At 59.9% G+C, this 25,885-nt stretch carries 31 protein-coding genes; 10 read left to right on the forward strand and 21 right to left on the reverse strand.

Annotation, left to right across the window (positions count from 1 at the left end):
- Positions 1 to 167: 167 nt before the first annotated feature.
- The 10 genes from yihA to rpmH form a co-directional block, all read right to left on the reverse strand.
- On the reverse strand, positions 168 to 821 hold the full coding sequence (gene yihA / locus AKJ29_RS03535) for a ribosome biogenesis GTP-binding protein YihA/YsxC (RefSeq protein ID WP_055187997.1): 654 nt from the start codon (positions 819 to 821) through the stop codon (positions 168 to 170).
- Complete coding sequence (locus tag AKJ29_RS03540) at positions 818 to 1,576, reverse strand: MOSC domain-containing protein (RefSeq protein WP_055187999.1); 759 nt, start codon at positions 1,574 to 1,576, stop codon at positions 818 to 820. Before AKJ29_RS03540 ends, yihA begins: the two co-directional genes overlap by 4 nt.
- Positions 1,573 to 3,378 (reverse strand): membrane protein insertase YidC, encoded by a 1,806-nt coding sequence (gene yidC, locus AKJ29_RS03545; protein WP_055188001.1) that lies wholly within the window; start codon positions 3,376 to 3,378, stop codon positions 1,573 to 1,575. Before yidC ends, AKJ29_RS03540 begins: the two co-directional genes overlap by 4 nt.
- A 94-nt stretch (positions 3,379 to 3,472) precedes the next feature.
- The gene (locus tag AKJ29_RS03550; protein WP_235477254.1) at positions 3,473 to 5,017 is read right to left on the reverse strand and encodes a putative bifunctional diguanylate cyclase/phosphodiesterase; all 1,545 of its coding nucleotides are present in this window, start codon (positions 5,015 to 5,017) and stop codon (positions 3,473 to 3,475) included.
- 98 nt (positions 5,018 to 5,115) lie between these two features.
- Positions 5,116 to 5,961 (reverse strand): tRNA 2-thiocytidine(32) synthetase TtcA, encoded by an 846-nt coding sequence (gene ttcA, locus AKJ29_RS03555; protein ID WP_055188003.1) that lies wholly within the window; start codon positions 5,959 to 5,961, stop codon positions 5,116 to 5,118.
- A gap of 75 nt (positions 5,962 to 6,036) precedes the next feature.
- Positions 6,037 to 6,273, reverse strand: a complete 237-nt coding sequence (locus AKJ29_RS03560; protein WP_139231286.1) for a hypothetical protein — start codon at positions 6,271 to 6,273, stop codon at positions 6,037 to 6,039.
- A gap of 186 nt (positions 6,274 to 6,459) precedes the next feature.
- Positions 6,460 to 6,684, reverse strand: a complete 225-nt coding sequence (locus AKJ29_RS03565; RefSeq protein ID WP_055188007.1) for a hypothetical protein — start codon at positions 6,682 to 6,684, stop codon at positions 6,460 to 6,462.
- A gap of 571 nt (positions 6,685 to 7,255) precedes the next feature.
- Positions 7,256 to 7,510, reverse strand: coding sequence for a membrane protein insertion efficiency factor YidD (gene yidD / locus AKJ29_RS03570; RefSeq protein ID WP_055188008.1), 255 nt, complete (start codon positions 7,508 to 7,510; stop codon positions 7,256 to 7,258).
- A gap of 47 nt (positions 7,511 to 7,557) precedes the next feature.
- Positions 7,558 to 7,941 (reverse strand): ribonuclease P protein component, encoded by a 384-nt coding sequence (gene rnpA, locus AKJ29_RS03575; protein WP_055188010.1) that lies wholly within the window; start codon positions 7,939 to 7,941, stop codon positions 7,558 to 7,560.
- A 104-nt stretch (positions 7,942 to 8,045) separates the two neighbouring features.
- The gene (gene rpmH / locus AKJ29_RS03580; protein ID WP_048599009.1) at positions 8,046 to 8,180 is read right to left on the reverse strand and encodes a 50S ribosomal protein L34; all 135 of its coding nucleotides are present in this window, start codon (positions 8,178 to 8,180) and stop codon (positions 8,046 to 8,048) included.
- A 357-nt stretch (positions 8,181 to 8,537) separates the two neighbouring features.
- Here rpmH and AKJ29_RS03585 point away from each other — a divergent pair, with 357 nt between their 5' ends.
- Positions 8,538 to 9,332, forward strand: coding sequence for a 2-dehydro-3-deoxygalactonokinase (locus AKJ29_RS03585; RefSeq protein WP_055188012.1), 795 nt, complete (start codon positions 8,538 to 8,540; stop codon positions 9,330 to 9,332).
- A gap of 125 nt (positions 9,333 to 9,457) precedes the next feature.
- Here the strand turns inward: AKJ29_RS03585 and AKJ29_RS03590 are convergent, their stop codons facing one another.
- From AKJ29_RS03590 to AKJ29_RS03610, 5 genes are read right to left on the reverse strand one after another with little or no spacing between them, the layout of a single operon-like run.
- Positions 9,458 to 10,828: a glutamate--cysteine ligase gene (locus AKJ29_RS03590; protein ID WP_055188014.1), complete on the reverse strand. Its 1,371-nt coding sequence runs from the start codon at positions 10,826 to 10,828 to the stop codon at positions 9,458 to 9,460.
- Between the two features lie 60 nt (positions 10,829 to 10,888).
- Positions 10,889 to 11,419, reverse strand: a complete 531-nt coding sequence (locus AKJ29_RS03595) for a hypothetical protein (RefSeq protein ID WP_055188016.1) — start codon at positions 11,417 to 11,419, stop codon at positions 10,889 to 10,891.
- Positions 11,416 to 12,270, reverse strand: coding sequence for a GNAT family N-acetyltransferase (locus AKJ29_RS03600; protein WP_055188018.1), 855 nt, complete (start codon positions 12,268 to 12,270; stop codon positions 11,416 to 11,418). Before AKJ29_RS03600 ends, AKJ29_RS03595 begins: the two co-directional genes overlap by 4 nt.
- The gene (locus AKJ29_RS03605) at positions 12,267 to 13,208 is read right to left on the reverse strand and encodes a hypothetical protein (protein WP_139231287.1); all 942 of its coding nucleotides are present in this window, start codon (positions 13,206 to 13,208) and stop codon (positions 12,267 to 12,269) included. Before AKJ29_RS03605 ends, AKJ29_RS03600 begins: the two co-directional genes overlap by 4 nt.
- On the reverse strand, positions 13,205 to 13,924 hold the full coding sequence (locus tag AKJ29_RS03610) for a 16S rRNA (uracil(1498)-N(3))-methyltransferase (protein WP_055188022.1): 720 nt from the start codon (positions 13,922 to 13,924) through the stop codon (positions 13,205 to 13,207). Before AKJ29_RS03610 ends, AKJ29_RS03605 begins: the two co-directional genes overlap by 4 nt.
- An 11-nt stretch (positions 13,925 to 13,935) precedes the next feature.
- Here AKJ29_RS03610 and ubiA point away from each other — a divergent pair, with 11 nt between their 5' ends.
- The 3 genes from ubiA to AKJ29_RS03625 all read left to right on the forward strand — a co-directional run bounded on the left by ubiA (position 13,936) and on the right by AKJ29_RS03625 (position 17,436).
- Complete coding sequence (gene ubiA, locus AKJ29_RS03615) at positions 13,936 to 14,901, forward strand: 4-hydroxybenzoate octaprenyltransferase (protein ID WP_055188024.1); 966 nt, start codon at positions 13,936 to 13,938, stop codon at positions 14,899 to 14,901.
- Between the two features lie 72 nt (positions 14,902 to 14,973).
- Complete coding sequence (locus AKJ29_RS03620; protein WP_074963575.1) at positions 14,974 to 17,088, forward strand: OmpA family protein; 2,115 nt, start codon at positions 14,974 to 14,976, stop codon at positions 17,086 to 17,088.
- A gap of 18 nt (positions 17,089 to 17,106) precedes the next feature.
- The gene (locus AKJ29_RS03625) at positions 17,107 to 17,436 is read left to right on the forward strand and encodes a hypothetical protein (protein ID WP_055188026.1); all 330 of its coding nucleotides are present in this window, start codon (positions 17,107 to 17,109) and stop codon (positions 17,434 to 17,436) included.
- Between the two features lie 89 nt (positions 17,437 to 17,525).
- Here the strand turns inward: AKJ29_RS03625 and AKJ29_RS03630 are convergent, their stop codons facing one another.
- The gene (locus AKJ29_RS03630; RefSeq protein ID WP_055188028.1) at positions 17,526 to 17,780 is read right to left on the reverse strand and encodes a hypothetical protein; all 255 of its coding nucleotides are present in this window, start codon (positions 17,778 to 17,780) and stop codon (positions 17,526 to 17,528) included.
- A gap of 168 nt (positions 17,781 to 17,948) precedes the next feature.
- On the opposite strand from AKJ29_RS03630, the gene AKJ29_RS03635 reads away from it, so the two are divergent.
- Genes AKJ29_RS03635 through AKJ29_RS03645 form a run of 3 tightly spaced genes read left to right on the forward strand, consistent with a single transcriptional unit; the run spans position 17,949 to position 18,970 of the window.
- Complete coding sequence (locus AKJ29_RS03635) at positions 17,949 to 18,206, forward strand: DUF6455 family protein (protein ID WP_055188030.1); 258 nt, start codon at positions 17,949 to 17,951, stop codon at positions 18,204 to 18,206.
- A gap of 48 nt (positions 18,207 to 18,254) precedes the next feature.
- On the forward strand, positions 18,255 to 18,608 hold the full coding sequence (locus AKJ29_RS03640; RefSeq protein WP_055188976.1) for a YigZ family protein: 354 nt from the start codon (positions 18,255 to 18,257) through the stop codon (positions 18,606 to 18,608).
- The gene (locus AKJ29_RS03645; RefSeq protein ID WP_074963576.1) at positions 18,608 to 18,970 is read left to right on the forward strand and encodes a diacylglycerol kinase; all 363 of its coding nucleotides are present in this window, start codon (positions 18,608 to 18,610) and stop codon (positions 18,968 to 18,970) included. Before AKJ29_RS03640 ends, AKJ29_RS03645 begins: the two co-directional genes overlap by 1 nt.
- A 36-nt stretch (positions 18,971 to 19,006) precedes the next feature.
- Here AKJ29_RS03645 and AKJ29_RS03650 read toward each other — a convergent pair whose 3' ends face one another.
- Positions 19,007 to 19,462, reverse strand: coding sequence for a hypothetical protein (locus tag AKJ29_RS03650; RefSeq protein WP_055188032.1), 456 nt, complete (start codon positions 19,460 to 19,462; stop codon positions 19,007 to 19,009).
- Positions 19,463 to 19,871: 409 nt separating this feature from the next.
- Here AKJ29_RS03650 and AKJ29_RS03655 point away from each other — a divergent pair, with 409 nt between their 5' ends.
- On the forward strand, positions 19,872 to 20,462 hold the full coding sequence (locus AKJ29_RS03655) for a thymidine kinase (protein ID WP_055188980.1): 591 nt from the start codon (positions 19,872 to 19,874) through the stop codon (positions 20,460 to 20,462).
- A gap of 32 nt (positions 20,463 to 20,494) precedes the next feature.
- On the opposite strand, the gene AKJ29_RS03660 is transcribed toward AKJ29_RS03655, so the two are convergent.
- From AKJ29_RS03660 to AKJ29_RS03675, 4 genes are all read right to left on the reverse strand, one after another.
- A complete protein-coding gene (locus AKJ29_RS03660; RefSeq protein WP_074963596.1) occupies positions 20,495 to 21,445 on the reverse strand; it encodes a 2-hydroxyacid dehydrogenase in 951 nt (316 codons plus the stop codon).
- Positions 21,442 to 21,792, reverse strand: coding sequence for a tRNA-binding protein (locus AKJ29_RS03665; RefSeq protein ID WP_055188036.1), 351 nt, complete (start codon positions 21,790 to 21,792; stop codon positions 21,442 to 21,444). Before AKJ29_RS03665 ends, AKJ29_RS03660 begins: the two co-directional genes overlap by 4 nt.
- Positions 21,785 to 22,597, reverse strand: coding sequence for a pyrroline-5-carboxylate reductase (gene proC / locus AKJ29_RS03670; RefSeq protein ID WP_055188038.1), 813 nt, complete (start codon positions 22,595 to 22,597; stop codon positions 21,785 to 21,787). Before proC ends, AKJ29_RS03665 begins: the two co-directional genes overlap by 8 nt.
- 390 nt (positions 22,598 to 22,987) lie before the next feature.
- Entirely contained in the window at positions 22,988 to 23,491 is a 504-nt protein-coding gene (locus AKJ29_RS03675; RefSeq protein WP_055188041.1) for a type III secretion system chaperone family protein, read from the reverse strand.
- Positions 23,492 to 23,911: 420 nt separating this feature from the next.
- Between AKJ29_RS03675 and AKJ29_RS03680 the strand changes: the two genes are divergently transcribed.
- The gene (locus AKJ29_RS03680; protein ID WP_055188043.1) at positions 23,912 to 25,195 is read left to right on the forward strand and encodes a lipoprotein-releasing ABC transporter permease subunit; all 1,284 of its coding nucleotides are present in this window, start codon (positions 23,912 to 23,914) and stop codon (positions 25,193 to 25,195) included.
- The gene (locus AKJ29_RS03685) at positions 25,188 to 25,874 is read left to right on the forward strand and encodes an ABC transporter ATP-binding protein (protein ID WP_055188045.1); all 687 of its coding nucleotides are present in this window, start codon (positions 25,188 to 25,190) and stop codon (positions 25,872 to 25,874) included. The genes AKJ29_RS03680 and AKJ29_RS03685 overlap by 8 nt, the downstream gene beginning before the upstream one ends.
- The last annotated feature ends 11 nt before the right edge of the window (positions 25,875 to 25,885 follow it).

A 25,885-nucleotide genomic window follows, 5' to 3' on the forward strand; every position in this document is an offset into this window, starting at 1 on the left:
GGTTTGAGGACGAAAAACTTTAAACTTTTCGAATCTGACCCGGTGAAAGTTGCAACTTTCCCCTTTTGGGACTGCAAAAACTTTAAAGTTTTGCCGCCCGCGCCGCTCGGGGCGTTGCCTCAGAACCAACTGGTTTTTTCTGATCAAAACGACCTGTCAGGGTGGGCTCAGTCGAGCCCCGCAATGATCGCGCGCAGGGTGGCAATGCCATCCCCTTTTTCCGATGAGGTCAGAACCAGTTCGGGATAGGCGGCGGGGTGTTTCGACAGGGCCTTGCGAACCTGCTCCAGCACCTTGGCGCGATCCTTTTCCTTCACCTTGTCTGCCTTGGTCATAACCACTTGAAAAGTAACGGCAGATTTGTCGAGAAGGGTCATGATCTCATCGTCGACCTTCTTCACGCCATGCCGTGAATCGATCAATACAAAGGCCCGGCGCAGGTTGGCCCGTCCCGACAGATAGGATTTCAGCAGGCGCTGCCACTTTTCGACCACAGCCACCGGCGCATTGGCAAAGCCATAGCCTGGAAGGTCAACCAGATAGGGTCCGTCCGTGGTGGTGAAGAAGTTGATTTCCTGCGTGCGGCCCGGTGTGTTTGAGGCGCGCGCCAGCTTGACCCGACCAGTCAAGGCATTGATAAGGCTTGATTTTCCAACGTTTGATCGGCCTGCAAAGCAGACCTCAAGCCGGTCCGGGTCGGGCAGGCCGGACATGGCAACCACGCCTTTCAGAAACTCGGTCTGACCCGCAAAAAGCTTGCGCCCCCGTTCGCGCATCAACTCATCCGGCTCCTCGGCCATCGGAAAAGGCAGTTGTGTCATTCCAGAACCTCGATCTTGTCGTCCACGGTGATCTCACCGCCCTTGGTCACCACCGCATGAACCCCCATTTCCTGGATGCCCCAGCCATCGCGCAGCGCGCCAAGAGTGTTGGCATCCCGCTCTCCGGTGCGTGTGCTGGCTTCGGTCATGCGGCAGCGGGTGATTTCCTTGCGGATGTAAAATTCGGCATTGCCGATGCGAATATGTTTGCCAACCCAGCCACGTTCTTCCCAAGGGAAAAGGCCAGATACCAACAAGTTACCTCGCCAGCGCAGCGGCGACAACTCGCGCCCGATCCGGCTGCAAATAGCCTGGTGGCTGGCCAGGTTCATCAGCGAAAGTGACACGGTCTGACTGTCTGTCATTGCGTTCTTTGCCTTGATGATCCGTGCCGGTTTTGGCCGCCCTTCCGGGGTAAGGTGTTGAACCCATTTGATAAACCGCGTTTGATCTTCTGATTTGTCCGGGTTGATCGTCAGGCCGGGCATCTTCGGATGGGTCAGGGTCACGGTTCCGGTCGGCAGATCGAAATGGGCTTCCATGGCTTGCAGCAGGGGCACCCCGGCGCCGCGCGAAAAGTTGCGGCATTCCTCCCAACCATCTGCATTTTCGGCCAGTTTGGCGGCCTCATGGAGCACCCCCCATTGCCGATCAAAAGGTAAAGCGCGACCCGGTTCGAGCCGCGCTTTTACCATTGCTTCACGCCCATGTGCCTTGATCGGGTGGCGCCAGATTTGGGCAATGTGCCCGGTCATCCGGCGTCCTTTGCCCGGCGCTTAAAGCTTTTCAGAACATTGCCCAGCACATCCGGTTTGTGGCCGTGACTGCGCATGATCAGATATTGCTGGGTAAACGTGATCGTGTTGTTGGCGATCCAGTAGAGCACGAGGCCCGAGGCAAAGCGGCCCAGCATGAACATGAACACCCAAGGCATCCAGGCAAAAATCATCGCCTGAGTCTGGTCGGTGGGTGCCGGGTTCAGCTTTTGTTGCAACCACATCGAGATCCCCAGCAAGATCGGCAAGATGCCCAGCGAGATGATGGCCAGCAGGCTGTCGGGACCGGGTGCCGCAAAGGGCAGCAGTCCAAACAGGTTCAGAATGGACGTGGGATCCGGTGCGGAGAGATCTTGAATCCAGCCAATCCAGGCTGCGTGGCGCAGCTCAAGCGTGACAAAGATCACTTTGTAGAGCGAGAAGAAGATCGGAATTTGCAGCAGGATCGGCAAGCAGCCAGAGGCTGGATTGACCTTTTCGCGCTTGTAAAGTTCCATCATGCCCTGTTGGATCTTCTGGCGATCATCGCCAGCGCGTTCCTTGAGCTTCTCCATCTCGGGCTGAAGTTCTTTCATCTTTGCCATTGAGACATAAGATTTATACGCAAGCGGGAACAGCACGGCCTTGATCACCAGGGTCAGGCCGATAATGGCCCAGCCCATATTGCCGATGACACCGTTCAGCCAGTGCAGAAGGGCAAAGATCGGTTTGGTCAGGAAGAAGAACCAACCCCAGTCGATGGAGTCGAGGAAACGGTAAATACCCTCTTCATTCTGATAATTCCGGATGGTTTCCCACTCTTTGGCACCGGCAAACAGGCGGGTTTCCACCGAAGCGGTTGCCCCGGGTGCCACCTCCATGACAGGCAGGCGAACCTGTGTCTGATAGATATCTGATTTTTCGGCATAGCGTGTGGCCGAGGTAAAGGGTTGCCCTGATGCCGGGATGAGCGTGGTCATCCAGTAGTGATCGGTAAACCCGATCCAGCCATTTTCCGTGACCTCGACAAGTTCGGCACGCGCCCCTTCGCGAGGATCAAAATCCAAGTCGGAAACATCGCTGTAGTCGGTTTCAAGCAATTCAGAATCAGTCTGGCTAACGATCCCTTCGTGGAGAATGAAGAACCCTTTCAGATCCTTCGGTTCGCCATGGCGCGCAAGCATGCCATATGGGGCGACGCGGCTGGGAACCGTGCCTGTATTTTCTACGGTTTGCGTAACCGTAAACATGTATTTGTCATCAACCGCCACTGTGCGTCGGAAGATCAGACCCTTACCATTCTCCCACCGCAGCGTAACCGGGGTGTCAACTGTGAGCTTGCTTCCGCTTTCCACGCTCCAGATCGTGGAGGGGCCGGGAACATCTTCGGGAGCGGTTTGTCCACCCGGGGTCCATCCGTAAAGCGCGTAATAAGCACCTGCATCTCCGGTCGGACGCAGAAGGGTCACGATCGGGCTCTCCTTCGACAGCTCCGTGCGGTAGGATTTCAGACGTAGATCATCCAGTCGGCCCCCCAGAAGAGAGATTGATCCTTCCAGGTTAGGGGTGTCGATGTTTACCCTGGCAACTTCCGCAAGCTGCTCGGTGACGTCCTGAGTGGTTTTCCCCGGCGCGGTTGTTGCGTCTTCAACGGTAGACGGGGGGGACAGTTCCGCTGCGGTCTGTGATTGGGTGCCGACGATGGGTTCAGGGTCGGCCGGAGGGAACATGATCAACCATCCGGTGATCACGAGAAAGCTGAGTACTGTTGCCAGGATCAGGTTCTTGTTCTGGTCGTCCATAAAGCCCACCGCTCTTGTAATATTAGGTCAGAGTGGTTCAAGCGGGCTTGAAGCAAAAGGTCAAGCAGTTTTCCAGCCTGATGCCGAGGAATAGCTAAGCGCGTTTGGGCAGGATTGTTGATGCGGCCACCTTTTCCTCCAAAGTTTGCAGCCAACCGATTGTCGCATCAAAGGGCATGGGTTTTGCAATTGAATAGCCCTGGACATGGGCACAGCCAAGCTGAGCGAGCATTGCATGCTCTCCGTGGGTCTCTACACCTTCCGCAATTGCCTCCAAGCCAAGGCGTTCCGACATGGTGAGGATGGCGGCAATCATGCTTTGCTGGTCACGATCAGTATCAACATGCGTTACGAATGAGCGGTCAATCTTGATCCGGCTTACGTCAAAGCGGCGAATGCTGGAAATGGAGGCATGCCCGGTTCCAAAATCATCCAGATCCACCCCGCATCCCAATTTGGAGAATGAAGCAATATTGTGGGAGGTTATGTCGTCGTCGGTTTGGGCCACAACCGTTTCGAGGATTTCGACGGTCAGGCGGCTAGGTTCCAGATCAAAGCGGTCCAGTTCCCATTTCACCTTTTCGAAAAGCCGCGGGTTGCGTAACTCGTCGGCGGAAAAATTGACGGAAATCGACGGGACGCGAATGCCCAGCTTGTCCCAATCTTTGAGAGCGGTCAGGGAATGGTAGAGCATGACTTCCCCGAGGCGCTCGGACAAGCCTGCCTGAACAAGTGCGGGAAGGAAAGCGCAGGGGGCAATCAGTCCCTTATCGGGGTGGTTCCAGCGTGCAAGGGCTTCAAACCCGGACAATTCGCCGGTGTCGGTTGACAACTGGGGCTGGAACCACGGGACGATCTGCCCTTCATTGAGTGCCGTCAGGATTTCTTTCACCGAGTGTTCTGATCCAGCGACGCGTGCGCGATCGCCCTTGGTGAAGGCGCGGATTGATCCTGGGCCCGAGAAAATGGCCTCCTGCAGGGCGCTTTCCGCCGCATTCAGAATGGATTCTCCGCTGCGTTTCGGCGCGCGGGAGGGCAGTGCGAACCCCACGGACAGCGTGCAATGAACCTGAACATTCTCGATGAGAAATGGCGTGTCAAATGCGGCTTGCAGGCGGCCTGAAAGCTGGATGAGAGTCTCCAGATCGACCCGGCGGGATTTGTCCAGACACATGCCAAAGCGCGCATTGCCGAGATAGGCCAGCATATCAGTGCTGCGCAGAACACCAACAATGCGTTCGCTACAGGCTTGCAGCAACCGTTCTGCTAAGGCGTCGCCAAGGTTTTTCCGCGCATTGTCGAAATCATCCACCTCAACGGCGACACAGGCCTTGTCCGGGATATTTTCATTGCTCAGGGCATGGTCGAGGGATTTGACCAGCCGGTCCCGCACCGGCAGGTTGGTGATTGCATCGGTTGGGCCAGCATTCACGCTTGGCGCCGGTTGGGTCACAATCCCCATCAGAAGAAGAAGGCTGGGAAAAATCACTGCAAAAAGGACCAGAAGCCCTTCCCCCCCGAACCAGAACGCACCGAGGGCCACCGCAGGCAGAAAGGCGGCCAGTTGAGGTCCGAGCATCACCGCGCGCGCAGCATGTTTTACATTACGGAACCAATTTGAGTTGCCGGAGGCAGCCATACGTCTTCATCCTCTTTGCACGAGGCGGAACTGCCCCGACACGGATAAGGTAGGCACTTGAAGTCAACTGAACGTTAATGGCTTGGAAAAATTTAGGTCTAATTTTCAACGCTATCCGGCAGGTTTCGCGAAAGCCCTGCAAAATCGAACAATTGCGGGTCCAGAAGGTGGCTTGGGCGCGTGTTCATCAGGGCTTTGAACATGATCTGGCGGCGTCCGGGGAAATTCTTCTCCCACTGATCAATGATTCCCTTAACCTGCTGGCGCTGCAACCCGTCCTGCGATCCGCAGAGGTCACACGGGATGATCGGGTAGTTCATCTGGGTGGCGAATTTCTCGCAGTCTTCTTCTGCCACATGGGCCAGCGGACGGTAGACAAACAGATCGCCCTCTTCATTGACCAGTTTGGGCGGCATGGTTGCAAGCCGTCCCCCGTGGAACAGGTTCATGAAAAACGTTTCCAGAATGTCGTCGCGATGATGGCCGAGCACCACGGCGGAACATCCCTCCTCCCGCGCGATCCGGTAGAGGTTTCCGCGCCTCAGCCGCGAACAGAGTGAGCAGAATGTGCGTCCCTGCGGGATCTTATCCATCACGATCGAGAAGGTGTCTTCGTATTCGATGCGATGGGGGACATCCATTTTAGCAAGGAATTCCGGCAGCACCGTGGCCGGAAAATTCGGCTGTCCCTGATCCAGATTGCACGCCAGAAGCTCCACCGGCAGAACGCCGCGCCATTTCAATTCGTAAAGCGCGGCCAGCATCGTATAGCTGTCCTTGCCGCCAGACAGGCAGACCAGCCATTTGGCCCCGCGCTCCACCATGCCATACTGGTCGATCGCTTCGCGCACATTGCGAATGATCCGCTTGCGCAGCTTCTTGAATTCGGTGGTGGAAGGGGCGCCGGCAAAAAGCGGGTGGATGTCATCAAGCGTATCAGTCATGCTCCGCCTTTAGGGGCTTTTGCGCAGGGAAACAAGGGGGATCGGGGCGACACCAGATGGTCTCGCCCCGTGGGGTCACCAGAAAATATCCCTGCCGGAAGCGGGCGGATAAAGGTCCTTTACCTCCGGCAGGCCCATGTCCTTTGCAAGGTGGGGAGAGCGCGGAGTCTGGCGATGGCGACGCGGCAGGGGCGCGCCTGTAAACAATGCCGCGCGCAGAACACGCCAGCGACCGTGGCGTTTGATCAGCGCGGCGATGACCTGAGCCATCGGGTTGCCCTGGCGGCGCGGTAAGTTGGGAGAGGTGGTCATGTCATATTCCTTGTTCATTGGGATGATTCGTGGGCAGCTTGCGACCTCAAGCCCCCTTCAGCTCAAGCGGAAGTGGGCTGGGCTGGTGACGAAAACGGTTCTCAGGCCGCAAGCCATCGGCCGGCACAGTGGAAACCGTGCCGGAGAGTGGGAATTGCGCGGGAAGGGGCATTTTGCCCCGGTGGATTACATCATGAGATCTCGAAACCCTGGGGGCGGGTCATGCGGCGGCAGGCCCACGTCGCGACGCAGGTGGTTGCTGAGTTCCTCTCCGCGTGGCCGCTTACGCAGCCGTGCAAGCAGGTTCGTCACCAGCACGCGTGTGACGCGTCCGGCGCCATGTTCGGTGACGAGATCGTCAATCAGGTCCTGAAGCCGGATCGCTCCGGTGTGAAAATTACTGTCCATCATGGTTTTATGACCGGCTGGTGCCGGGTCCCTTTATTTGGACATGGCGCCAAGGGAGCTTGGATCGCCATGCGGTTGGGTAGGAAAATTTGTGACAGAGAGTGCAATCGGCTGAGCGCAGGCGCAGGGATTGGTCTGTGATCACAAAATGTTAGAGACAACCGGTTTTGAGAGACGACACCCGTGTGGGGGCCTGATGTTCAAATACCGGAAAGGGTGGTTCGTCGTGCGGTCGCGTTTACGACGCGAAGACGGTCCAGAAGCCCGCGGCAAAGCCTTTTGGATGTGCGGCAAAGGCGGCACGATCGGCGGCTCGGAGGGTCGATGCGTTGATATTGGTCATGTAGCCCCTCCTTCTTGTTTGCTGTTTCGGGTGAGGCCGTTTTAGCGCAAGAGGGACTTCAAACAAGCTTGCTTGCGAAGAATATTCAACCTGTGGCGGAAAGGGCACTTAAAGCGTTTCGGTTTTAACCTGACACAGGGCAAAACCGAAGCGCTGCAAGAGATATCAATGTCGTGGGCGTTTCGGAATAGATATGTGTCTCAAGTTAATCCCGAAACGCTTTAGGCCGGATCACGAATGGTCACATCCGGACCGGTCGGGACGCCCGTGGGGGACAGGGTCGTAGCCGCAGGACCCCCAGGGATTGCAGCGGGCGATGCGTTTGGCAGCCAGCCAGCTGCCCCTGATGGCGCCGTGCTTTTCCAGGGCTTCAAGCGCATAGGCCGAACAGGTGGGTTGATAGCGGCAATTGAACCCGACCCAGGGGGAGAAGATCAGCCGGTAGGCCCGGATGGGCAGGGCGGCAAGATGGGCAAGCGGGGTCATTGACGGGGCCTCTGGGTTGGATTCTAGTTTTCTAGTTTTCTAGTTTTCTAGTTTTTCGGCTTTGGTTTTGGCTTCGGGCGGGGCGCGCGCGGGGTGTGGACCTCTTTCAACGCGCGAATCAGATCTTCCACCAGGTCATTATAGGGGCGGGTGGCGGTGGCGTCCTTGCGGCCGATAAGCACATAGTCCCAGCCCGGCTTGCCATGGGTGGGCAGCACCTCGCGGGCAATGGCACGCAGGCGCCGCTTGGCGCGGTTGCGGGCCACGGCATTGCCGACTTTCTTCGAGCATGTATAGCCAATGCGTGGGCCTTCGCCGGCCGGTTCGTCGTCCCGCCGGCGCCGGGCCTGCAGCAGAAAGGCCGGCTGGGGCGCGCGACGCGCACGGGCTGCGGACAGAAAATCGCGCCTTTGGGTCAATGTGGTCAGCATATCATCCCCTCATGTGCAAAAACCGCCGCAGGCATGGGCCTCGGCGGTCTGCATCTTATCTTGTCCGGCGCAGTCACGGAAATCCGGTGATCTGCGGTCAAAGCTTATGCGCTCAGCGACTTCCGGCCACGCGCACGACGCGCGTTCAGGATTTTGCGGCCAGCTTTGGTGGCCATGCGCGAGCGGAAGCCGTGACGGCGTTTGCGAACCAGGTTCGAGGGTTGATAGGTGCGTTTCATCGCCCGTCTCCGTTTGGGCCCGGTTCCGTCTCTCGTCCCCGCGCTCTGATCACTCAGATCAAGCAGTCGACGATCTCTTGCTACGGATTCGGGCAAGTGTCTATTCGAAGCCCGGTCTATAGGCGGCATTTCAAACTAAGTCAAATGGGAAAGAGCAGCAAATTGACCTCTCTCATCTGCCCTGTTCCACCTGCGGGCGTGGGGGGAATGCCATGCCGGGTCTTTGCAGGCAAGGCATATTCCCGCCATTTGTGTTAAACTGGGGTGGTTTCGGGGGTGAAGGGGGAAAAATCGTGTTATAAAATGACCTCGATCTTGCCTTAGATCTTGCCGGACAACGCCTTTGGGGGAAGTAAAATGGAATGGATTGCTGTCGAGGTGAAGGGGCGCATTCTGCGAATGTGGCCCAATGGGGGGGATGAGATTCGCCGCACTCTGGATGCCGGGGTGACGCTGGAATCCCTTGTGCCCGAGATTGAACATACGGTGTCACTGCAGCCACATACCCGCATTCTGGCCACCGGGGTGCGGGCCGGGGCCCCGCTCAGCGTGCCATGTGCTCTGGCCGCCCCCCGTCATGTGCCGCATGTGGATCCGCGTCTTTATCTTGCCCCTGCGGTCAAACAGGAAAACCCTGCCGGGCTGATCGGCTATGAGGTGGTGCGGCTGGCCGGGCTATTGGCGCAGGATCCCAAATTCGACGGGGTGGCCTGCCTGATCGGCGAACAGACGGTCTGGGCACAGATCAGCGCCGAAGAGATTGTCAGCTTTCAGGCTGCCGCGACGGTGCGGCTGGCGGGGCTGCTTGGGGTCACGTCAAGTGTTGGCGAGGGATTTGAGCACACGCTGTCTGATATTATCGCCCGCCCGCAGAAACTTGCCAGCAAGATCGCGAGCCTTGAGGCCGCCAGAACCCTTGGGTTGGTGTCGGAGGCTGAGGCCGCGTCCCAGCTGACCGGCGCCCTGGTGGGTGCCGAACTTGCCGCGATGCGCCCTTACTGGCTGGGGCAGCGGGTGGCGCTGATCGGCAATGCCCGCTCGACCAATGTCTATGAAAAGGCATTGTCGGCGCAGGGGGTGGCCTGTGACACCTATCTGGGGGCAGATCTGGCGCTGAAAGGGCTGCGCCCCTATGCCACGGAACCCGCCTGAAGGCCGCCAAACCGAAACGTTTTAAATGCCACAGAAAAGAAAGGACCGCGCTTTTGAGGCGCGGCCCTTCTGAGGTTTCGATCTGGCTGGCTTTCCAACCCGGCTGACTGTCCAGTTTGGTGGGATCAATAGCTGTATTCGGCGTAGATCCGTTTCAAGTCACCTTTCCAGTCGCCGTGGTAATGCTCCAACAACTCATCCGCAGGCGTTTTTCCTTCTTCCACACTGTCTTGCAGTGCGTTGAGGAAGTGGCGTTCATCCGGCACCATGCCGCCGATCCCCGGGCGGGCCCGGTTTTTAAGCCCCTGTTTGGCGATCTCGACGGTTTCGCGGGCCAGATCAATGATCTTCACGCCGTTTGCTTCACCTTGCAGCCCATCGACTGAGGCCGCCACGCGCAGGGCTTCGCGGGTCTCTGCATCCCAGCCCTTGGCCAGATCCCAGGCCGCATCCAGGCTGTCCTGACAATACATCAGACCCACCCAATAGGCGGGCAGGGCACAGATACGACGCCACGGGCCGCCATCCGCGCCGCGCATTTCCATATATTGCTTGATCCGCACTTCGGGAAAGGCGGTGGTCAGGTGGTCGGCCCAATCGGACAGGGTAGGTGTTTCACCCGGCAGGGCGGGCAGCTTTCCTTGCATGAAATCGCGAAACGACATGCCCAAAGCATTGATGTATTTCCCGTCGCGATAGACAAAATACATCGGCACATCGAGCGCATATTGCACGTAACGCTCAAACCCCATCCCCTCTTCAAACACGAAAGGCAGCATCCCGGTGCGCGACGCATCCAGATCGCGCCAGATGCGCGAGCGCCAGCTTTTGTGCCCGTTCGGTTTGCCTTCGAAAAACGGCGAGTTGGCAAAAAGTGCCGTGGCCACCGGCTGCAACGCCAGCCCGACGCGGAACTTCTGCACCATGTCAGCCTCAGACGCGAAATCGAGGTTCACCTGCACGGTGCAGGTGCGATACATCATCTGTTTGCCATGGGTGCCGACCGTGTCCATATAGTCGGTCATCAGCTTGTAGCGCCCTTTCGGCATCACCGGCATCTGCGCGTGGGGCCATTCCGGGGCCGCCCCCAGGCCAATGAAGCGCACACCGATTTTATCCGCAATCTGCTGCACTTCGTGCAGGTGTTCATTCACCTCGTCGCAGGTCTGGTGGATGGTATCGAGTGGTGCGCCAGACAGTTCAAACTGTCCGCCGGGTTCGAGCGAGATATTGGCACCGTTGCGTTTCAGGCCAATCAGGTTGCCGCTTTCGCGCACCTCTTCCCAACCGAACCCATCGCGCAGCCCTTCCAGCATATGCAGGATCGACCGGTCGCCCGCGTAAGGCAGTGGTTTGAGCGTGTCCTGACAATAGCCGAACTTCTCATGCTCGGTGCCGATCTTCCACGCCTCGCGCGGTTTGCAGCCGTCTTCCAGGAACTGGGCCAGCTGCGTGTGGTCGGTGATCGGGCCGCCGCCGGATTGGGGGATGGACATGAAGGGCACTCCTCGCGCGTATCTCGGATCCGCATTAGGTGGGGGAAACGCGGGGCGGTGTCAATGCAGGGGGACGACCTTGCGCGACCAGATCACGACTCTGTCAGGACTGGCTGTTGCGTTGCGCGCATCAATGGCGGCGTTGACGGCCCGGATGGCGGCGGAAATGTCGATATCCGGCAGCACGGCCATGGCGTCAAACAGCTGTTCCGATCCTTCGGCAGAAACCGGAATGGTCAAAAGCTCCATCCCGGTGCGAAAGCGCCAGACCGGCAGCCCTGCCATGTCCCGCGCAATGCTGATTTCGTGGATCAGGTCAAGCGAGGCAAACCCTCCGCCGACCGGCGCCAGATAAATCACCTGACGCTCGTCGACCTGCACCACACCAACGCCCCCGGTTCCGATGCGGATGCGCGCCCGTTGCACCCCCTGCCAAGCGACCGCCGCGCCGATCAGGGTCAGCGCGACACCCATCCATTTCAACAGGCCCAGCGACCCGATCGCCCACCACAGGCCAAGGGCAGACCCCCCCGCCCCGATCAGGGCTTCGCGATAGCGCAGGATCTGGGCCTGTGCGTCGGGGCGGATCATGGGCGGGCTCCGATCGTGACGGGGGTCGACAGGATGGCGAGCGTATAGTCCCCGATCCGTTCAAACCCGATGGCTTCATAGGCGCGACAGGCGGCATCCCCGCTGGCAAAAAGAATTGCGGTCTTGACCCCGCCGGCGCGCGCCTCTTTCAGATGGGCGGCCACGACCCGGCGCGCAAGCCCCCGTCCGCGCGCTTCGGGCGGGGTATAGACCCCACCGATCTGCACCATGTCGGGCAAGTGTGCGTTGAAGGCGGTCATGGCGGCCGGGGTGCCCTCTTCGATCAACAGGCGCACATGGCCCGTGGCAATGGTGGTGTCCACGCGGTCCGCAATCACCTGTGTCAGCGCCGCATCATCCGCGGCACCCAAGGCCTCGATATGGTAGGCGCGAAACCAGCGGGTCAGGAGCGCAGCGTCATGCGGCTCTGGTTTGCGGATCTCAGCTGCCCCCGGATCTCGCAATTGATCCAGTTGCAGGCGATAGAGCGGCTCCACCCGGTTCAGATCATAGGCGGCGTCTTCGAGGGCCAGCACCGCCTTCATCCCGTCGACCAGTTTCGCCGCGCCGTTCAGCCCGGCCACCTGCTGCCCCTGCATCGCATCATGAAACCCTTGCCAGAATATCGCCCCTTCCCCGCAGGCATTGAGGAAACCTGCGTTGGAGCGGGAGAACACGCCACTGATCTTGCTGTCTTTATCTTCAACCCAGAACTTTGCCGCATGGGGGTGCTCGGATCCGGTCAACCCAAAGTGCGCCAGCCCCGCCCGCATGAACATGGTGGTTTCGGCGTGGCGTGACAGGAACTGCATCATGGCCGCTTCGTCACCGGGGCGGGCCGGGCGGATCATGTCTTGTCGTCCTTGAGCGGATGCCAGGGGGACATGTCTTTTATCGGGCCAGAGGATGTGGGAGGGGATGTGGCAGGGGATGTGGGACGGATAATTCCCTCATAAGGTGCGCTGACCGGTTCGAACCTATTGGGCGTGAGATGGGCAATCAGGCGGGGCGTTCCTCTGGGCGCTTGGCGAAACAGGTCGCCATCTTTTGCAAACAGCACCTCTCCCCGATGGGCCTCGGCCCAGCCATCGTGCAAATCCTGCCCCCCGTCCGGCCCTTCCAGCCTGTGGGTTTCCCAGTAAATCTGTCCCTGCGGGCCTTTTTCGGTCAAAGACGCGGTAAAGCGTTTGTGCAGGGTCCAGCCCGCGATGACCGGCCGGGACAGGTGCCATGTCTCTGTGCGCAGCCAGCCCGATCCGGTGGTGTCCTGTGCCTCAAGCGTCCAGCCGTCACGCTGAAGCCGTGGCAGGTAAAGCACCGCGTCTTCGCCCATTGAGGGCACAAGATGGGCGGGCGGCTGCATCACCCGTGAAAGCGTGCAGCCGGGATGATGCTGATCCGCTTGCGGTATGCATGGCCCGCTCTGATCCACCCAGTATCGCTTGTTGTCGAGAAACACGCCGCCCCCGTTCCATGCCCCGCCATGCGGCAGCAGGGCCAGCGCGGTGAAATACGGCGGGCGGCTGATTGCGGTGTAACTGTCGAGGGGTGGTTTGTGCGGGGCCGCGAAATAGATCAGGTGCCGCCCGTCCGGGGACAGATCCCCGCGCCGTTCATACACGCGGTGTTTCAGCCACTGGCCCGGCGTCACCTTGTCCGTCTCGAGATCCCAGCGCAGCATCTGCACATGTCGTGAGGGGCCGCGCCGAAACAGAACCGCCACCGGGGCCGCGCGGGCGAGGATGCCGAAAATGCGGGCCGGGGCAGATGTGTCCGCCGGGGGGCTCACCCCCAATCCCCCAGATGTTGCTGCCAGATGGTCAGTGCGGCCACGGCAGCGGTGTCGGCGCGCAGGATGCGGGGGCCAAGGCTGACCGCGTGCCCCATGTCGCGCAGCTTGGCGCGCTCGGCTTCGGAAAACCCGCCTTCGGGGCCAATGAAAATGGCCCATTTGTCGCCGCCGACCTCGCCCAGCACCTCTTTGGCGCCCACCAGCGCCTCGTCACAGAACATGATCTGGCGGTCTTCCGGCCAGATGGTCAGGAGTTTATCGAGCCGTTCCAGTTCGCGCAGTTCGGGCACATAGGTGCCGCCGCATTGCTCAGTGGCCTCAACCGCATGGGCCTGCAGCCGGTCGCGGCGGATCCGTTCTGAATTGGTAAAGGCGGTTTGCATCGGCTGGATCACCGCAGCCCCCATTTCAGCAGCTTTTTCCACGATGAAATCGGTGCGCGCCTTTTTGATCGGCGCAAAGCACAGCCAGAGGTCCGGTGGCAGTTGCAAGGGTTTTGTCTGGCGCTGGCACAGCAGCACGCCTTTGCGTTTCCCTGCCTCGACCACTTCGGCGGTAAACTCGCCATCCCGCCCGTTGAACAGGGCGACCAGATCGCCCGCGCCCATGCGCATGACGTTGAAAAGATAGTTCGCCTGATCGCGATCCATCAAAACGGTTTGCCCCTTGCCCAGAGGCTGCTCTACAAAGAGTCGAACTTTTGCCTGTTTCATGAGCGAACCCTATGACCCAACGTGACGAACTTCCAGAGCAAACCGGCCAGGTGGCGGACGCTTATACGGGCAATTGGGTGGATCATCTGGCCCCCGCCTGGTCGCGCCCTTATCTGCGCCTGTCCCGTGCGGACCGGCCGATTGGCACCTGGCTTTTGCTGATCCCCTGCTGGTGGGGGCTGTTGCTGGCCATTGGGCATTCAGGCCGGTTTGGACCCTTTGATCTGTGGATTGCGCTGGGCTGCGCCATTGGTTCTTTCCTGATGCGCGGGGCGGGCTGCACCTGGAATGATATCACCGACCGCAAGTTTGATGCCGCGGTTGAGCGCACCCGCAGCCGCCCGATCCCCTCGGGACAGGTGAGTGTGCGTGGGGCGGTGATCTGGATGGGATTGCAGGCGCTGATTTCGCTGGGGATCCTGCTGACCTTCAATATGGCGGCCATTGTCATGGGGTTTGTCGCGGTGATCCCGGTGCTGGTTTATCCCTTTGCCAAACGGTTTACCTGGTGGCCGCAGGCCTTTCTGGGCATTGCCTTCAACTGGGGCGCGCTTCTGGCCTGGGTGGCGCATCGCGGCAGCCTCGAATGGCCAGCGGTTGCGCTTTATCTCGCCGGGATCAGCTGGACCCTTTTTTACGACACGATCTATGCCCATCAGGACAAGGAAGATGACGCGCTGATCGGGGTGAAATCCACCGCGCGCCTGTTTGGGGAGAAAACCCACAAATGGTTGATTCTGTTCATGATCCTTACCATCGTGATGATGGCGCTGGCCATGGTGCAGGCGTTGGGTGAACGCAACGCCCTGTCGCTGGTGGTGGCGCTGGGAGGGGCCTGGGCGATGGGGTGGCATATGGCATGGCAGATGCGGATGCTTGATATCGATAATACCGAAACCTGCCTGCGACTTTTTCGCTCAAACCGCGATACCGGCCTGATTCCTGTGCTGTTTCTTGCCATTTCTGCGCTGCTGTGATTGCACCACCGGCGGCGGTCGCCTAAGACGATTGCAGTGATTGACCTCTTCCATTGGACCCGGAACCGGATAATGCGCCTTGCCCCCTCGTTTTTGGCCCCCGGCCTGTTTGCCGCTGCTGCCCTGCTGTCACTTGTCGGCGCACGGGTGGCTGTGTCGACCATTGAAACCCTGTCAGCAGAAGGGGTGCGGGACGAATTCCTGTTGCGGGGGTTTGAGTGGGTCGAGGTTGAGGCAGATGGTCTTGAGGTTGTGCTTTCCGGCATCGCCCCGGACGAGGTGGCCCGCCTTCGCGCCGTTTCGGCCGCCGGCACGGTGATCGACAGCGGGCGGGTGATCGACAATATGCAGGTCGCCGCCACCGAAGATATCGCCCCGCCGCGATTTTCTCTGGAAATCCTGCGCAATGATGCGGGTATTTCTCTGATCGGCCTGATCCCGGCCAGTTCCGACCGGGACCGGTTGAAAGAGCGTATCAAGGATATTGCCGGACGCACCCATGTCACCGACCTTATGGGGACCGCCGATTATACCACCCCCGCAAACTGGGATGAGGTGCTGGACTTTGCCGTGACCGCGCTTGAAACGCTGCCGCGCGCCAAAATCTCGATGGATGCCAAACGTGTCTCGATCACGGCCGTGTCCGACAGTGCAAAGCAGAAGGCCGGGTGGGAACGTGAGCTGAAACGTGAGGCCCCACGCAACCTGTTGCTGTTGATGGATATTTCGGCGCCGCGCCCGGTGATCACCCCCTTTACCCTGCGCTTCCTGATCGAAGAGGGGACCCCGCGCTTTGACGCCTGTTCGGCCCATGACCAGATCGGGCGCGCCAAGATTGCCGCCGCCGCCGCGCAGGCCGGGATCGAAGGGGAGATAGACTGTACAATTGGCCTTGGGGTGCCGTCTCCTGACTGGCCCGAGGCCGTCAATGCCGGCATCCAGGCTGTCAGCAAGTTTGGCGGCGGTTCCGTTACGTTCTCGGATGCGGATGTGACCCTTGTGGCCCCCGCGGGCACCAAACAGGCGGTGTTTGACCGGGTCGTGGGAGAGCTTGAGGCCGATCTGCCCCAGCTCTATTCCCTGCATTCGGTCCTGCCGGAAATTGTCAAGATTGATGGCTCGGGAGACGGCGAAGACGGCCCGCCCGAGTTTGTGGCCACCCTCAGCCCCGAAGGGCTGGTGCAATTGCGCGGGCGCATGACCGATGACCTGCAACGTGCCGCCGCTGAAAGCTATGCCAAGGCCGCCTTTGGTGTGTCACGGGTTTATGAAGCCACCCGGCTTGACCCGGACCTGCCGGAAGGCTGGCCCATCCGTGTGCTGGCCGGGCTTGAGGTGCTGGGGTATCTCGCCAATGGGGCGGTTGTGGTGCAGCCAGACGTGGTGGATGTGCGTGGCAATACCGGGGACCCGGAAGCCAGCGCCACCATCTCGCGCATCCTGGCCGAAAAGCTTGGGGCGTCGCAGAACTATCAGATCAATGTGACCTATCAGGAAAAACTCGACCCGCAACTGGGCTTGCCCAGCCCGCAGGAATGCGTGGCGGCCATCAACGGCTTCCTGACGGACAGCAAGATCAGTTTCGCGCCGGGGTCCGCCAATATCGAAGCCTCCGCCGGGGATACGCTTGACAAGATCGCCGAACAGCTGCGCGCCTGCGAGGATGTGCGGATGGAAATCGCAGGGTATACCGACAGTCAGGGGCGTGAAGAAATGAACCGGGCGTTGTCGCAAAGCCGCGCTCAGGCCGTTCTGACCGCGCTGCTGGGCCGGCGGGTGCTGACGTCAAACCTGTCCGCCAAAGGGTATGGCGAAGACGATCCGATCGCGGATAATGGCACCGAAGAGGGGCGCGAGGCGAACCGTCGGATCGAATTCCGCCTGCTGGATCTGCCCTCCGATGAGGCTGTCCCGTCTGGCCCGGACGAAGCCACCCCGACCGGATCGGCGGAGGCCAGCACCGAGGATACAGATCCGTCCGATCCTGCCGTTGAAACAGACGCACAGCCTGATAAGGCAGAGGTCCAGGACCGCTCCGATGCCGGGCAGGCCGAGGATCAGAAAACCGCCCCCGCCGCCAGCGATTACGCCGGCCCCGCCACTCTGGTTCAAACACCGGGAACAGAAGACCCCCGTCCCGCTCCGCGCCCCGACACAGTCGACCCCGCGGATGCCGCGTCGCAATAAGCCACAAGGAGTCTGCGGATGAACCGCACCGAATTTATCATCGTCACCGCGATTATCCTCTTTGCCGCATTTGCACTTGGATGGTTTGCCCATTGGATCATCCATCGCTTTGCCAAGGTTACCGGCAATGAGATGGGGGAAATTGACCGTATGGCGCAGCAATTGCACGAAGCGGAAGAAACCCGCGATCAGGCCATCACCTATCTGCAGAGCCGTGAGGCGGAACTGACCAATCAACACCAGCAGACCGAGGCCGAACTGCGCGCCGCCATGGATGGCCTGCGGGATGCACGGCAAGAGGCCGAAGAACTCCGCGCCTATATCGACCGCATTCAGGGCGAGGCCTGAGCCCCCACAGCCGGGCAGGGCGTCTTCCCGACCGGCCGCCCCGACCGACTGCACTGACCCGTATGCATCGGGCGCACGTGCCGAAGGTCTCAGCTTTCGTCGATCTCGTCGCCGGGGCGCACGGTGCGGTAGATCCCTTCCGGCAGATCCAGCGCTGCGACCAGATCGGTGATCTGCGTCATCGACAGGGTGATTTTCTGCACCTCGTCCGTGCGCGGATCCCATTGTTCGACGGTCACACAACTGGCAAAGGCCGTAATGGTGACATCTTCCTTCAGGGGTGTTTCGCCTTCATCAACGAGGGTGACGACCGTGGCGTCAAATTCATGCTCGATTGTAAACATGATCCCAGCCTAAAGCGTTTCGGGATGAATTTGAAACACCTGTTTGTTCCGAACCGCCCACAACATTGACATCTCTTACGGCCATTGCTGTGCGCCAAACCCCTGTTTGACCGAGGTCAAGGTGGGATGAGAGGTCCCCCGGCACACTTGGGGGTGGAGGATAGACCTATGAAGGATACAATCAGACAAGGCTTTGCCTATCACGCTGACCTGGTCGAGCGGATGGCCGCAACCCAGGGGTTGAACCTGACAGAAGAACTCGAAGCCGGGCGGATCAGCTTTACCGGGCTGGATGACGCGGTGCATCGCTGCATGCAATGTTCGGACCCGGAAGGGTGCCAGCTTTGGCTCGACAATCATGAAGGGGGATCCCACTCTTCCCCGGAAATCTGCCAGAACCGCGGGCTTTTCAAACGGCTGGGCTAGCCCCCTCCGCAGACCGGGATTATAGTATGTCCCATGGCGCGGATGAAGATGCAGCAATTTACCGGATTTCTCACGGATCGGGGATCGAAATATGCGGTGACGGGTGGGCCTGTCACAACGCGCGATGACGTGCGAGATTTCCTCAAGCAACTGACCAAAAACAAAAAATTCGCCAAGGCAACCCATAACACCTGGGGGGCTATCCTTGAGGATGGCCCGCAGAAGGGGGATGATGGCGAAAGCGGCGCGGGCATGGTGATCGTGCGTATGCTGGAGCGCGCGGGGTTAAGCGATCACATCATCGTGGTGACGCGCTGGTATGGCGGCGTCAAGCTGGGCGGAGACAGGTTTCGCCGGGTGCAGGATGCGGTGGAGCACTATCTGGAAAGGCGGGATGGCTGATGTGGGCACGGGTGCAAATGGAACTGGCCCGCTTTTGGGATCGTTGCCGTTGGTCATGGCAGGGATGGTGTGACGGTTGGCGCAATGAAAAATCCGTGCGCCAATGGGTTTATGCCTGGATCCTGTCCTCGGGACTGGCATTCGTGCTGGATCTCAGCACGGTGGAACGCGCGCTGATTCTCTCGCTTGGCTTTCTGGTGATTGCTGCTGAACTGATCAATACGGCGATTGAACGCGCCGTGGATCTGGTCACGCAAGACCATCACGAGCTTGCCGGCCGGGCCAAGGATGCCGCCAGTGCCTTTGTCGGCTTGACGGCAATTGCGGTTGGGATTGCCTGGTTGGTGATCCTGCTGGGCTGACCCCCGCGCCAAATCCGGGTTTTCCGCGCAAAAGGCTCAGCCCGCTTCTTCTTCCAGATGCAGCTTCATATCCAGCAGCACATGTTGCAAGGCGAGGGTTTCGCGCAGCAGACGTTTTGCCTCGTTTATGGTGATCACACCGTCCTCTATGGATTGCTGATACTCTGCCATCAGCATTGCAAACCTTTGAGAAAGCGCAATAACATCCGCATTCACACCGCCCGAGGGACGGTTCTTCCGCTCGGCGTCATAAGACAGGGTAATCCCCTTCAACTCGGCCAATGCCCCGGTCACATGCGGGTATTTCGACGCTTCTTCCAAAGACGCCACAGCATCAATTGGCATGAAGCGATCGCTATGTTCGTCACTGTCGGAATAATAGCGCCCCAAAGTGGCCTTGGATTTGCCGGTCAGTTCGCATGCGGCTTCCAAGCCGACATCTTTCACCAATGCTTCGGTGTGTTTCTTCAAGTAGCTGCCAATGCTTGCCATGCTTTTAACCTCATGCTGTGGCCCAATACACGGGCCACGGGGAATTCCACCTTCCTTTTCCCATTATTCTGGCGCCAAGGGAATGGCTTTTATGAAGTTGTAGAGTGAAGGGTAAATGGTTTTGGTGCGCAAGCGCTGAAACAGGTGGGGGCCTAGGCAATTTCCTGGGAAATTCGGAAGCTTTTCCGAAGCTCGAAATGAGTGGTGCGTGTGAGTGATGAGGTCTGTTCCATCCCCAAGGCACAATGTGCTACTGACCTCGGGTGTTGGTGTCACTGTTTCGCCCCCATACTGCTTTTCCTTTGCGCCGCCCGCCGGGTGGCTGAAAGGGTGTGGGGAATAGTCTGCGGTTCGACATGTGGGCAGATTGCCGGTTGAACCGGTCTGGTCCGCAGCGTATTTCAGGACCATGGCAAAACTGTACTTCCACTATTCAACCATGAATGCGGGGAAATCCACCCTGCTTCTGCAGGCGTCGTATAACTATAACGAACGCAATATGCAGACCTATCTCCTGACGGCAAAGCTCGATCACAGGGCAGGTGAGGCGCGGATTGGATCGCGGATCGGGATCGGGGCCAAAGCAGATACGTTTGAGGCCGGAGAAGACCTTTTCGCCAAGATCAAGACACGGCTGGAGGCTGCTCCCTGTGCCTGTATCTTTATTGATGAGGCCCAGTTTCTGGAGCACGAACAGGTATGGCAACTGGCCCGTGCGGTGGATGATCTTGATGTGCCCATCATGTGCTACGGGCTGCGGGTGGATTTTCAGGGCAACCTGTTTCCCGGCTCCGCCACCCTGCTGGCCCTGGCCGATGAAATGCGCGAGGCGCGCACCATCTGCCACTGTGGCAAGAAGGCGACGATGGTGGTGCGGCAGGACGAAACCGGCAAGGTGCTGGTGGACGGGGCCCAGGTGCAGATCGGCGGAAACGAAACCTATGTGTCTCTTTGCCGCCGCCATTGGCGCGAAGCGGTGGGCGATCAGGCGGATCGCTGAGACGTTTCTGATCCGCGCCGCGCGGGCGCCCCTCACACAGGGGTAAGAAGCGCATCCCCCCGGGCAAAAGCCTCCAGATTATCCAATGCCAACATGCCCATGTCGGTGCGCACCTCCAGCGTGGCGGTGCCAAGATGGGGCAGCAGGGTTACGTTTTCAAAGCGCATCAACGCCTCCGGCACCGCAGGCTCGAACTCATAGACATCCAGCCCCGCCCCGCCGATGGACCGGGCGTCCAGCGCGGCAATCAAGGCCTGTTCATCCACCACTTCCCCGCGTGAGATGTTGACCATCAGCGCATGGGGCTGCATGGAGGCAAAGGTCTCGGCCCCGATCAGGTGATGCGTTTCGGCACTCCCCGGCGTGGCAATGACCAGAATGTCACAGCTGCGGGCAACCTCCGATATGCTCTGCATCTGCCGGGCCGGGAAATCGACCGGCTTGGGGGAGCGGTTGAAATACACGACCTTCATGCCAAAGCCAAAATGACAGCGCCGGGCAATGGCCTGCCCGATCCGTCCCATGCCGATGATCCCCACGGTTTTTCCGGTCACGTGCAGGCCCAGCATCTGGGTTGGATGCCAGCCCTCCCACGCGCCAGCCCGAACCAGACGCTCCCCTTCACCGGCGCGTCGGGCGGTCATCAGGATCAGTGTCATGGCGGTGTCGGCGGTGGCATCGGTCACCGCGCCGGGAGTGTTGCTGACCGCAACCCCGTGGCGCCGAGCGGCCTCAACGTCGATGTGATTGTAGCCCACCCCGAAATTGGCAAGCAGCCGCGCGCGGCTTTCTCCCGCCTCGGCAAACACTTCAGCCGTGTAAAGATCGCCCAGCGTGGGCAGGACCAGATCGAATTCACGCAACGAGGTGACCATCTCGGCCATCCCCATCGCGCTGGTGTCGTGGCGCAAGGTGACGTCAAATCCCGCCCGGGCCCGATCCAGAACCGCATCGGGAAGCGGGCGAGAGATAAAGAGGCTCAGCATAGGCGTGCCCCATCCGGGGTGTCTTTGTCCGGCGTGATCAACCCGACATTGCCCTGCGCATCATAAAGCCCAAGGATCAGCACCTCTGACCGCATCGGGCCAATTTGACGCGGTGGGAAATTCACCACCCCCAGCACCGATTTTCCAACCAGCTCTTCGGGCGTGTAGTGCTGGGTGATCTGGGCTGAGCTTTTGCGCTCCCCCACATCCGGCCCAAAATCAACCCAGAGCCTGATGGCCGGTTTGCGCGCCTCGGGGAAAGGTTCAGCACGCAGAACCGTGCCTTTGCGTATGTCGATTTTCATGAAATCATCAAACGTGATTTCAGGTGTGAGATCAGCCATTTGCAAGCTCCCTTGACCGGTCCGCTGCCGCTTTCACCGCGCGGGTGAGCAGCGCGGGGAAGCCATTGTCTTCCTCCATCAAAACCGCAAGGGCCGCCGCCGTGGTCCCACCGGGAGAGGTCACGTTTACACGCAATTGCGCCGGGGTCTCCTCGGCCTCTTGCGCAAGCGCCCCCGCGCCCGCCACCGTGGCCCGGGCCAGTTGCATGGCCAGATCCTCAGGCAGACCCTGCGCAGCCCCCGCCGCGGCCAGTGTCTCGATCAGGTGGAAAACATAGGCCGGGCCGGACCCGGAAAGGGCGGTGACCGCGTCCATTTGCACTTCTCCGTCCAGACGCACCACCTGGCCCACCGCAGATAACAGCATCTCGGCCAGGTCCATTTGGGCCGCATCTGCCATCGCGTTGCCGCAGATTGCGGTGATGCCACGGGCAATCGCCGCCGGCGTGTTGGGCATGGCGCGGATGATCGGGGTGCGCTCGCCAAGCAGGGCTTCATAAGTGGCAATCGGCGTGCCTGCGGCCACGGACAGAAACAGCGTATCCCCATTGCCGAACGAGGCCAGCTCGGGCAGGGCGTCGGTCATCATCTGCGGCTTCACCGCAATCAGCACAATGGCGGGGTTTGCAGGCAGCGGTTGGTTCAGGTTGAGGCCGTCCAGCCCTTTCAGCCAGTCCGACGGGTAAGGATCCTGCACCCAGACCGACCGGGCTGGCAGCCCTTGCCCCAGCCAGCCTTCCAGCATCGCCGACCCCATCTTGCCACAGCCAAGCAGCACCAGTCCGCGCGTTTTCAGATCATCCATCCGTTTCCCTCCCGAATTCTGGCCGAAATGAAAGCGTTTGAGGCCAGCGTGAAACACAGTTTGATACCGAAACGTCCATGGCATCAACAGGTTCCGCGCGTTTTGGGCAAATCAAGTGGATCAGGTGTGCCTCGACACGCTTTGGTTGACTTGCTCAAGACAGGACAATGCCGGGCCGCAATCGGCAACCTGTGCGCAAACCGTGCTGCGGGGCTTATTTTCTGGTTGGAAATATCCTGGGGTGAGCCTCGAAGAGGCGAGGGGCAAAGCCCCTTCTGCCGGTCACCTGTTTCAGGCAACAAAAAACGGCCCCGAAAGACCGAATTTTGCTGGGAGAACTGCTCGTTTCTCGTATTCCTTTTGCCCCTGTTTTGCCCGGCCTAAGCGGTCTCAGGCCCGCCCATAGGCATCGGCAATGGCCACCTGCAGGGCGTTTTCTACCGTGTGATCCCCCCAGGAAACCAGTTGGAAGGCGGGGTAGAACCGCTCGGACGTGGCCACCGCCGTGGCGATCAGGTGGTCAATCTGTTCGGGGGACGCCGTCCCGCCGCCGGTCAGGGCCAGCCCGTAGCGCCACACCATCAGCCGCTGTTCGTGCCAGTAGGAAAAGGCCCCCTTCCAGCACTGATCGTTGATACTGTTCAACGCTTCATAGATTTTCGGCAGCTTGTCCTCGGGCGGTTCCATTTCAAAGCTGCAGATCAGCCGCAGGGTTTCGTCATAATCGGACCAGGCCAGCGTGATCGAGTAGTTGCGCCACTGTCCCTCGACCGCCATGGCGATCTGGTCATCGGCCACCCGGTCAAACTCCCAGGCGTGGTGCTCGGCGATATATTCGACAATGTCGATCGGATGCATGTCGTCGGTTTCAAGGTAATGCTCGGTGGCAGCCATGCGCGTACCCTTCTTAGTGTCAGATCCGCGCTGGCATCGCCCCAATGATGCGGTGCAGATCTCGTTGCCTGTACTAGGTTCGGCGGTCTTCGGGCCGTTTCCTTACTAGATATGGTGTCTGCTTTGGGGTAACCTGTAAAGAGGAACTTGTGAAATAACCTCACTTGTCCACAGAAATCTGTGGCTTCTCCACAGAGCGGGGAGGCTTTGTCCACGGGATCGGTTCAGCATGTTGAAAACGGTGCTGGCACAAGGCGTTTTGCTGCCGATTGAGGGCAAAGACAGGGATGCAAGGCGGCCTCATGCTTGACCTTTGCGGGCCGACCCCCCACTTTGCCAGTCAGAATGAGGGGGAAGTGGCAACTGCTGGCCTCTCCCTTACAAAAAACGCAAGCAAACGAGCAAGAACCGGAGTGCCCCTTGGCCCGCACCGCCCCCTTTTCCCGCTATGAATGGATGATCGCCTGGCGCTATCTGCGCGCGCGTCGCACCGAAGGCGGGGTCAGCACGATGACATGGATCAGCCTGATTGGCATCACGCTGGCCGTGGCCGCGCTGATCATCACCCTTGCCGTGCGCACCGGGTTCCGGGACGAATTCGTCGACACGATCCTTGGGGCCAATTCCCATGTCACCGTGTTTTCCCAGACCCATGTGAACGATCAGGGGCAGGTCACCCGCGAGATCCGGGATTTTGACGCCTGGGCTGAGCGCATTGGCGCACTCCCCGGCGTGACCCGCGCAGCCCCGCTGATCAAGGGGCAGGTGATGGCCAACAAGGGGCAAAACAATGCCGGTGTTGAGATCTTTGGCACCCGTTATGAGGACCTTCTGACCATTCCCCGCATCGCACGGCCGGAAAGCCATCTGGGCGATATTTCGCAGTTTCCAAACGGGATTGCGATCGGGTCGGGTGTGGCGCAGGAGCTGGGGGTGACCACCGGTGACAAGATCAAGATCATTTCGCCCAACGGGGTGAAAACCGCCTTTGGCACCAGTCCTCGGGTGAATGTCTATGAGGTCACGTATATCTTTACGGCCGGTCGCTGGGACATTGACCGCACCCGTGTCTATCTGCCCTTTGCCGAGGCGCAGAGCTTTTTCAACCGCGAAGGCACCGCAGATGAGATCGAGGTGATGGTCGAGGAGCCGGAAGCGGTGGATGAGCTGTTTTTGCCGATCATGCAGGCCGTGCAGGAACCCTCAACCACCTGGACCTGGCGTGACCGGTCCGGGGCGTTTTTGAATGCGCTTGATATGGAAGACAACGTGATGTTCATCATCCTGTCGGTGCTGGTGCTGATCGCGTCGATGAACATCACCTCGGGCCTGATCATGCTGGTCAAGAACAAGGGGCGTGACATTGGCATTCTGCGCACCATGGGGCTGACCGAAGGGGCGGTCTTGCGGGTGTTTTTCCTCTGTGGTTCGCTCACTGGTGTGGTGGGCACCATTGCGGGGGTGATCCTTGGCTGCCTGTTTGCGATCAATATCGACAGCGTGTTTTCGCTGGTGAATTACCTTTCCGGCGGGGGGGCATGGGATCCGCAGATCCGTGGCATTTATCGCCTGCCGGCCAAGCTTGAGTTCTGGGATGTCTTCTCTGCGGTGGCCCTGTCGCTGACGCTCAGCTTTGTTGTTACCCTGTTTCCTGCCCGCAAGGCAGCACGAATGAACCCGGTAGAGGCGCTGCGTTATGAGTGATCCCGTTCTTGAACTTACCGGCCTGGAAAAGACCTTCAATCCCGCAACCCCCGGCGAAATCCGCGTGCTGTGCGGTGCCGACCTGACCCTTGCCAGAGGTGAGGTGGTGGCACTGGTTGCGCCCTCCGGTTCCGGCAAATCCACACTTCTGCATATTGCCGGGCTTTTGGATGGGGCGGACGCCGGACAGGTGAAGATCTGCGGGCAGGACATGACCCGCGCCGCTGACCGCAAACGCACCGAAATGCGCCGGGATCGGGTGGGGTTTGTCTATCAGTTCCACCACTTGCTGCCGGAGTTTACCGCATTGGAAAACGTGGTTCTGCCGCAGCTCGCTGCGGGGGTGTCTGACCGCGCGGCCCGGGCGCGGGCGCAGGATCTGCTGGCACGTGTGGGCGTGGCGGAGCGCGCGGATCACCGTCCGGCGGAAATGTCCGGCGGTGAGCAGCAACGTGTTGCCTTTTGTCGGGCGCTGGCCAATGGCCCCGCGATCTTGCTGGCGGATGAACCCACCGGCAATCTCGACCCTTCCACCTCGGACACCGTGTTTGCCGCCCTGATGGAACTGGTGCGGGACACGGGCCTGTCGGCGCTTATCGCCACGCATAACCTTGAACTGGCCGCCCGGATGGACCGGGTATTGCGGCTGGAAGATGGGGTGATTGCCGAGGTTGGTTGAAGCGTTTCAGG

The sequence above is a fragment of the Aliiroseovarius crassostreae genome (genome assembly GCF_001307765.1).
Taxonomy (GTDB): Bacteria; Pseudomonadota; Alphaproteobacteria; order Rhodobacterales; family Rhodobacteraceae; genus Aliiroseovarius; species Aliiroseovarius crassostreae.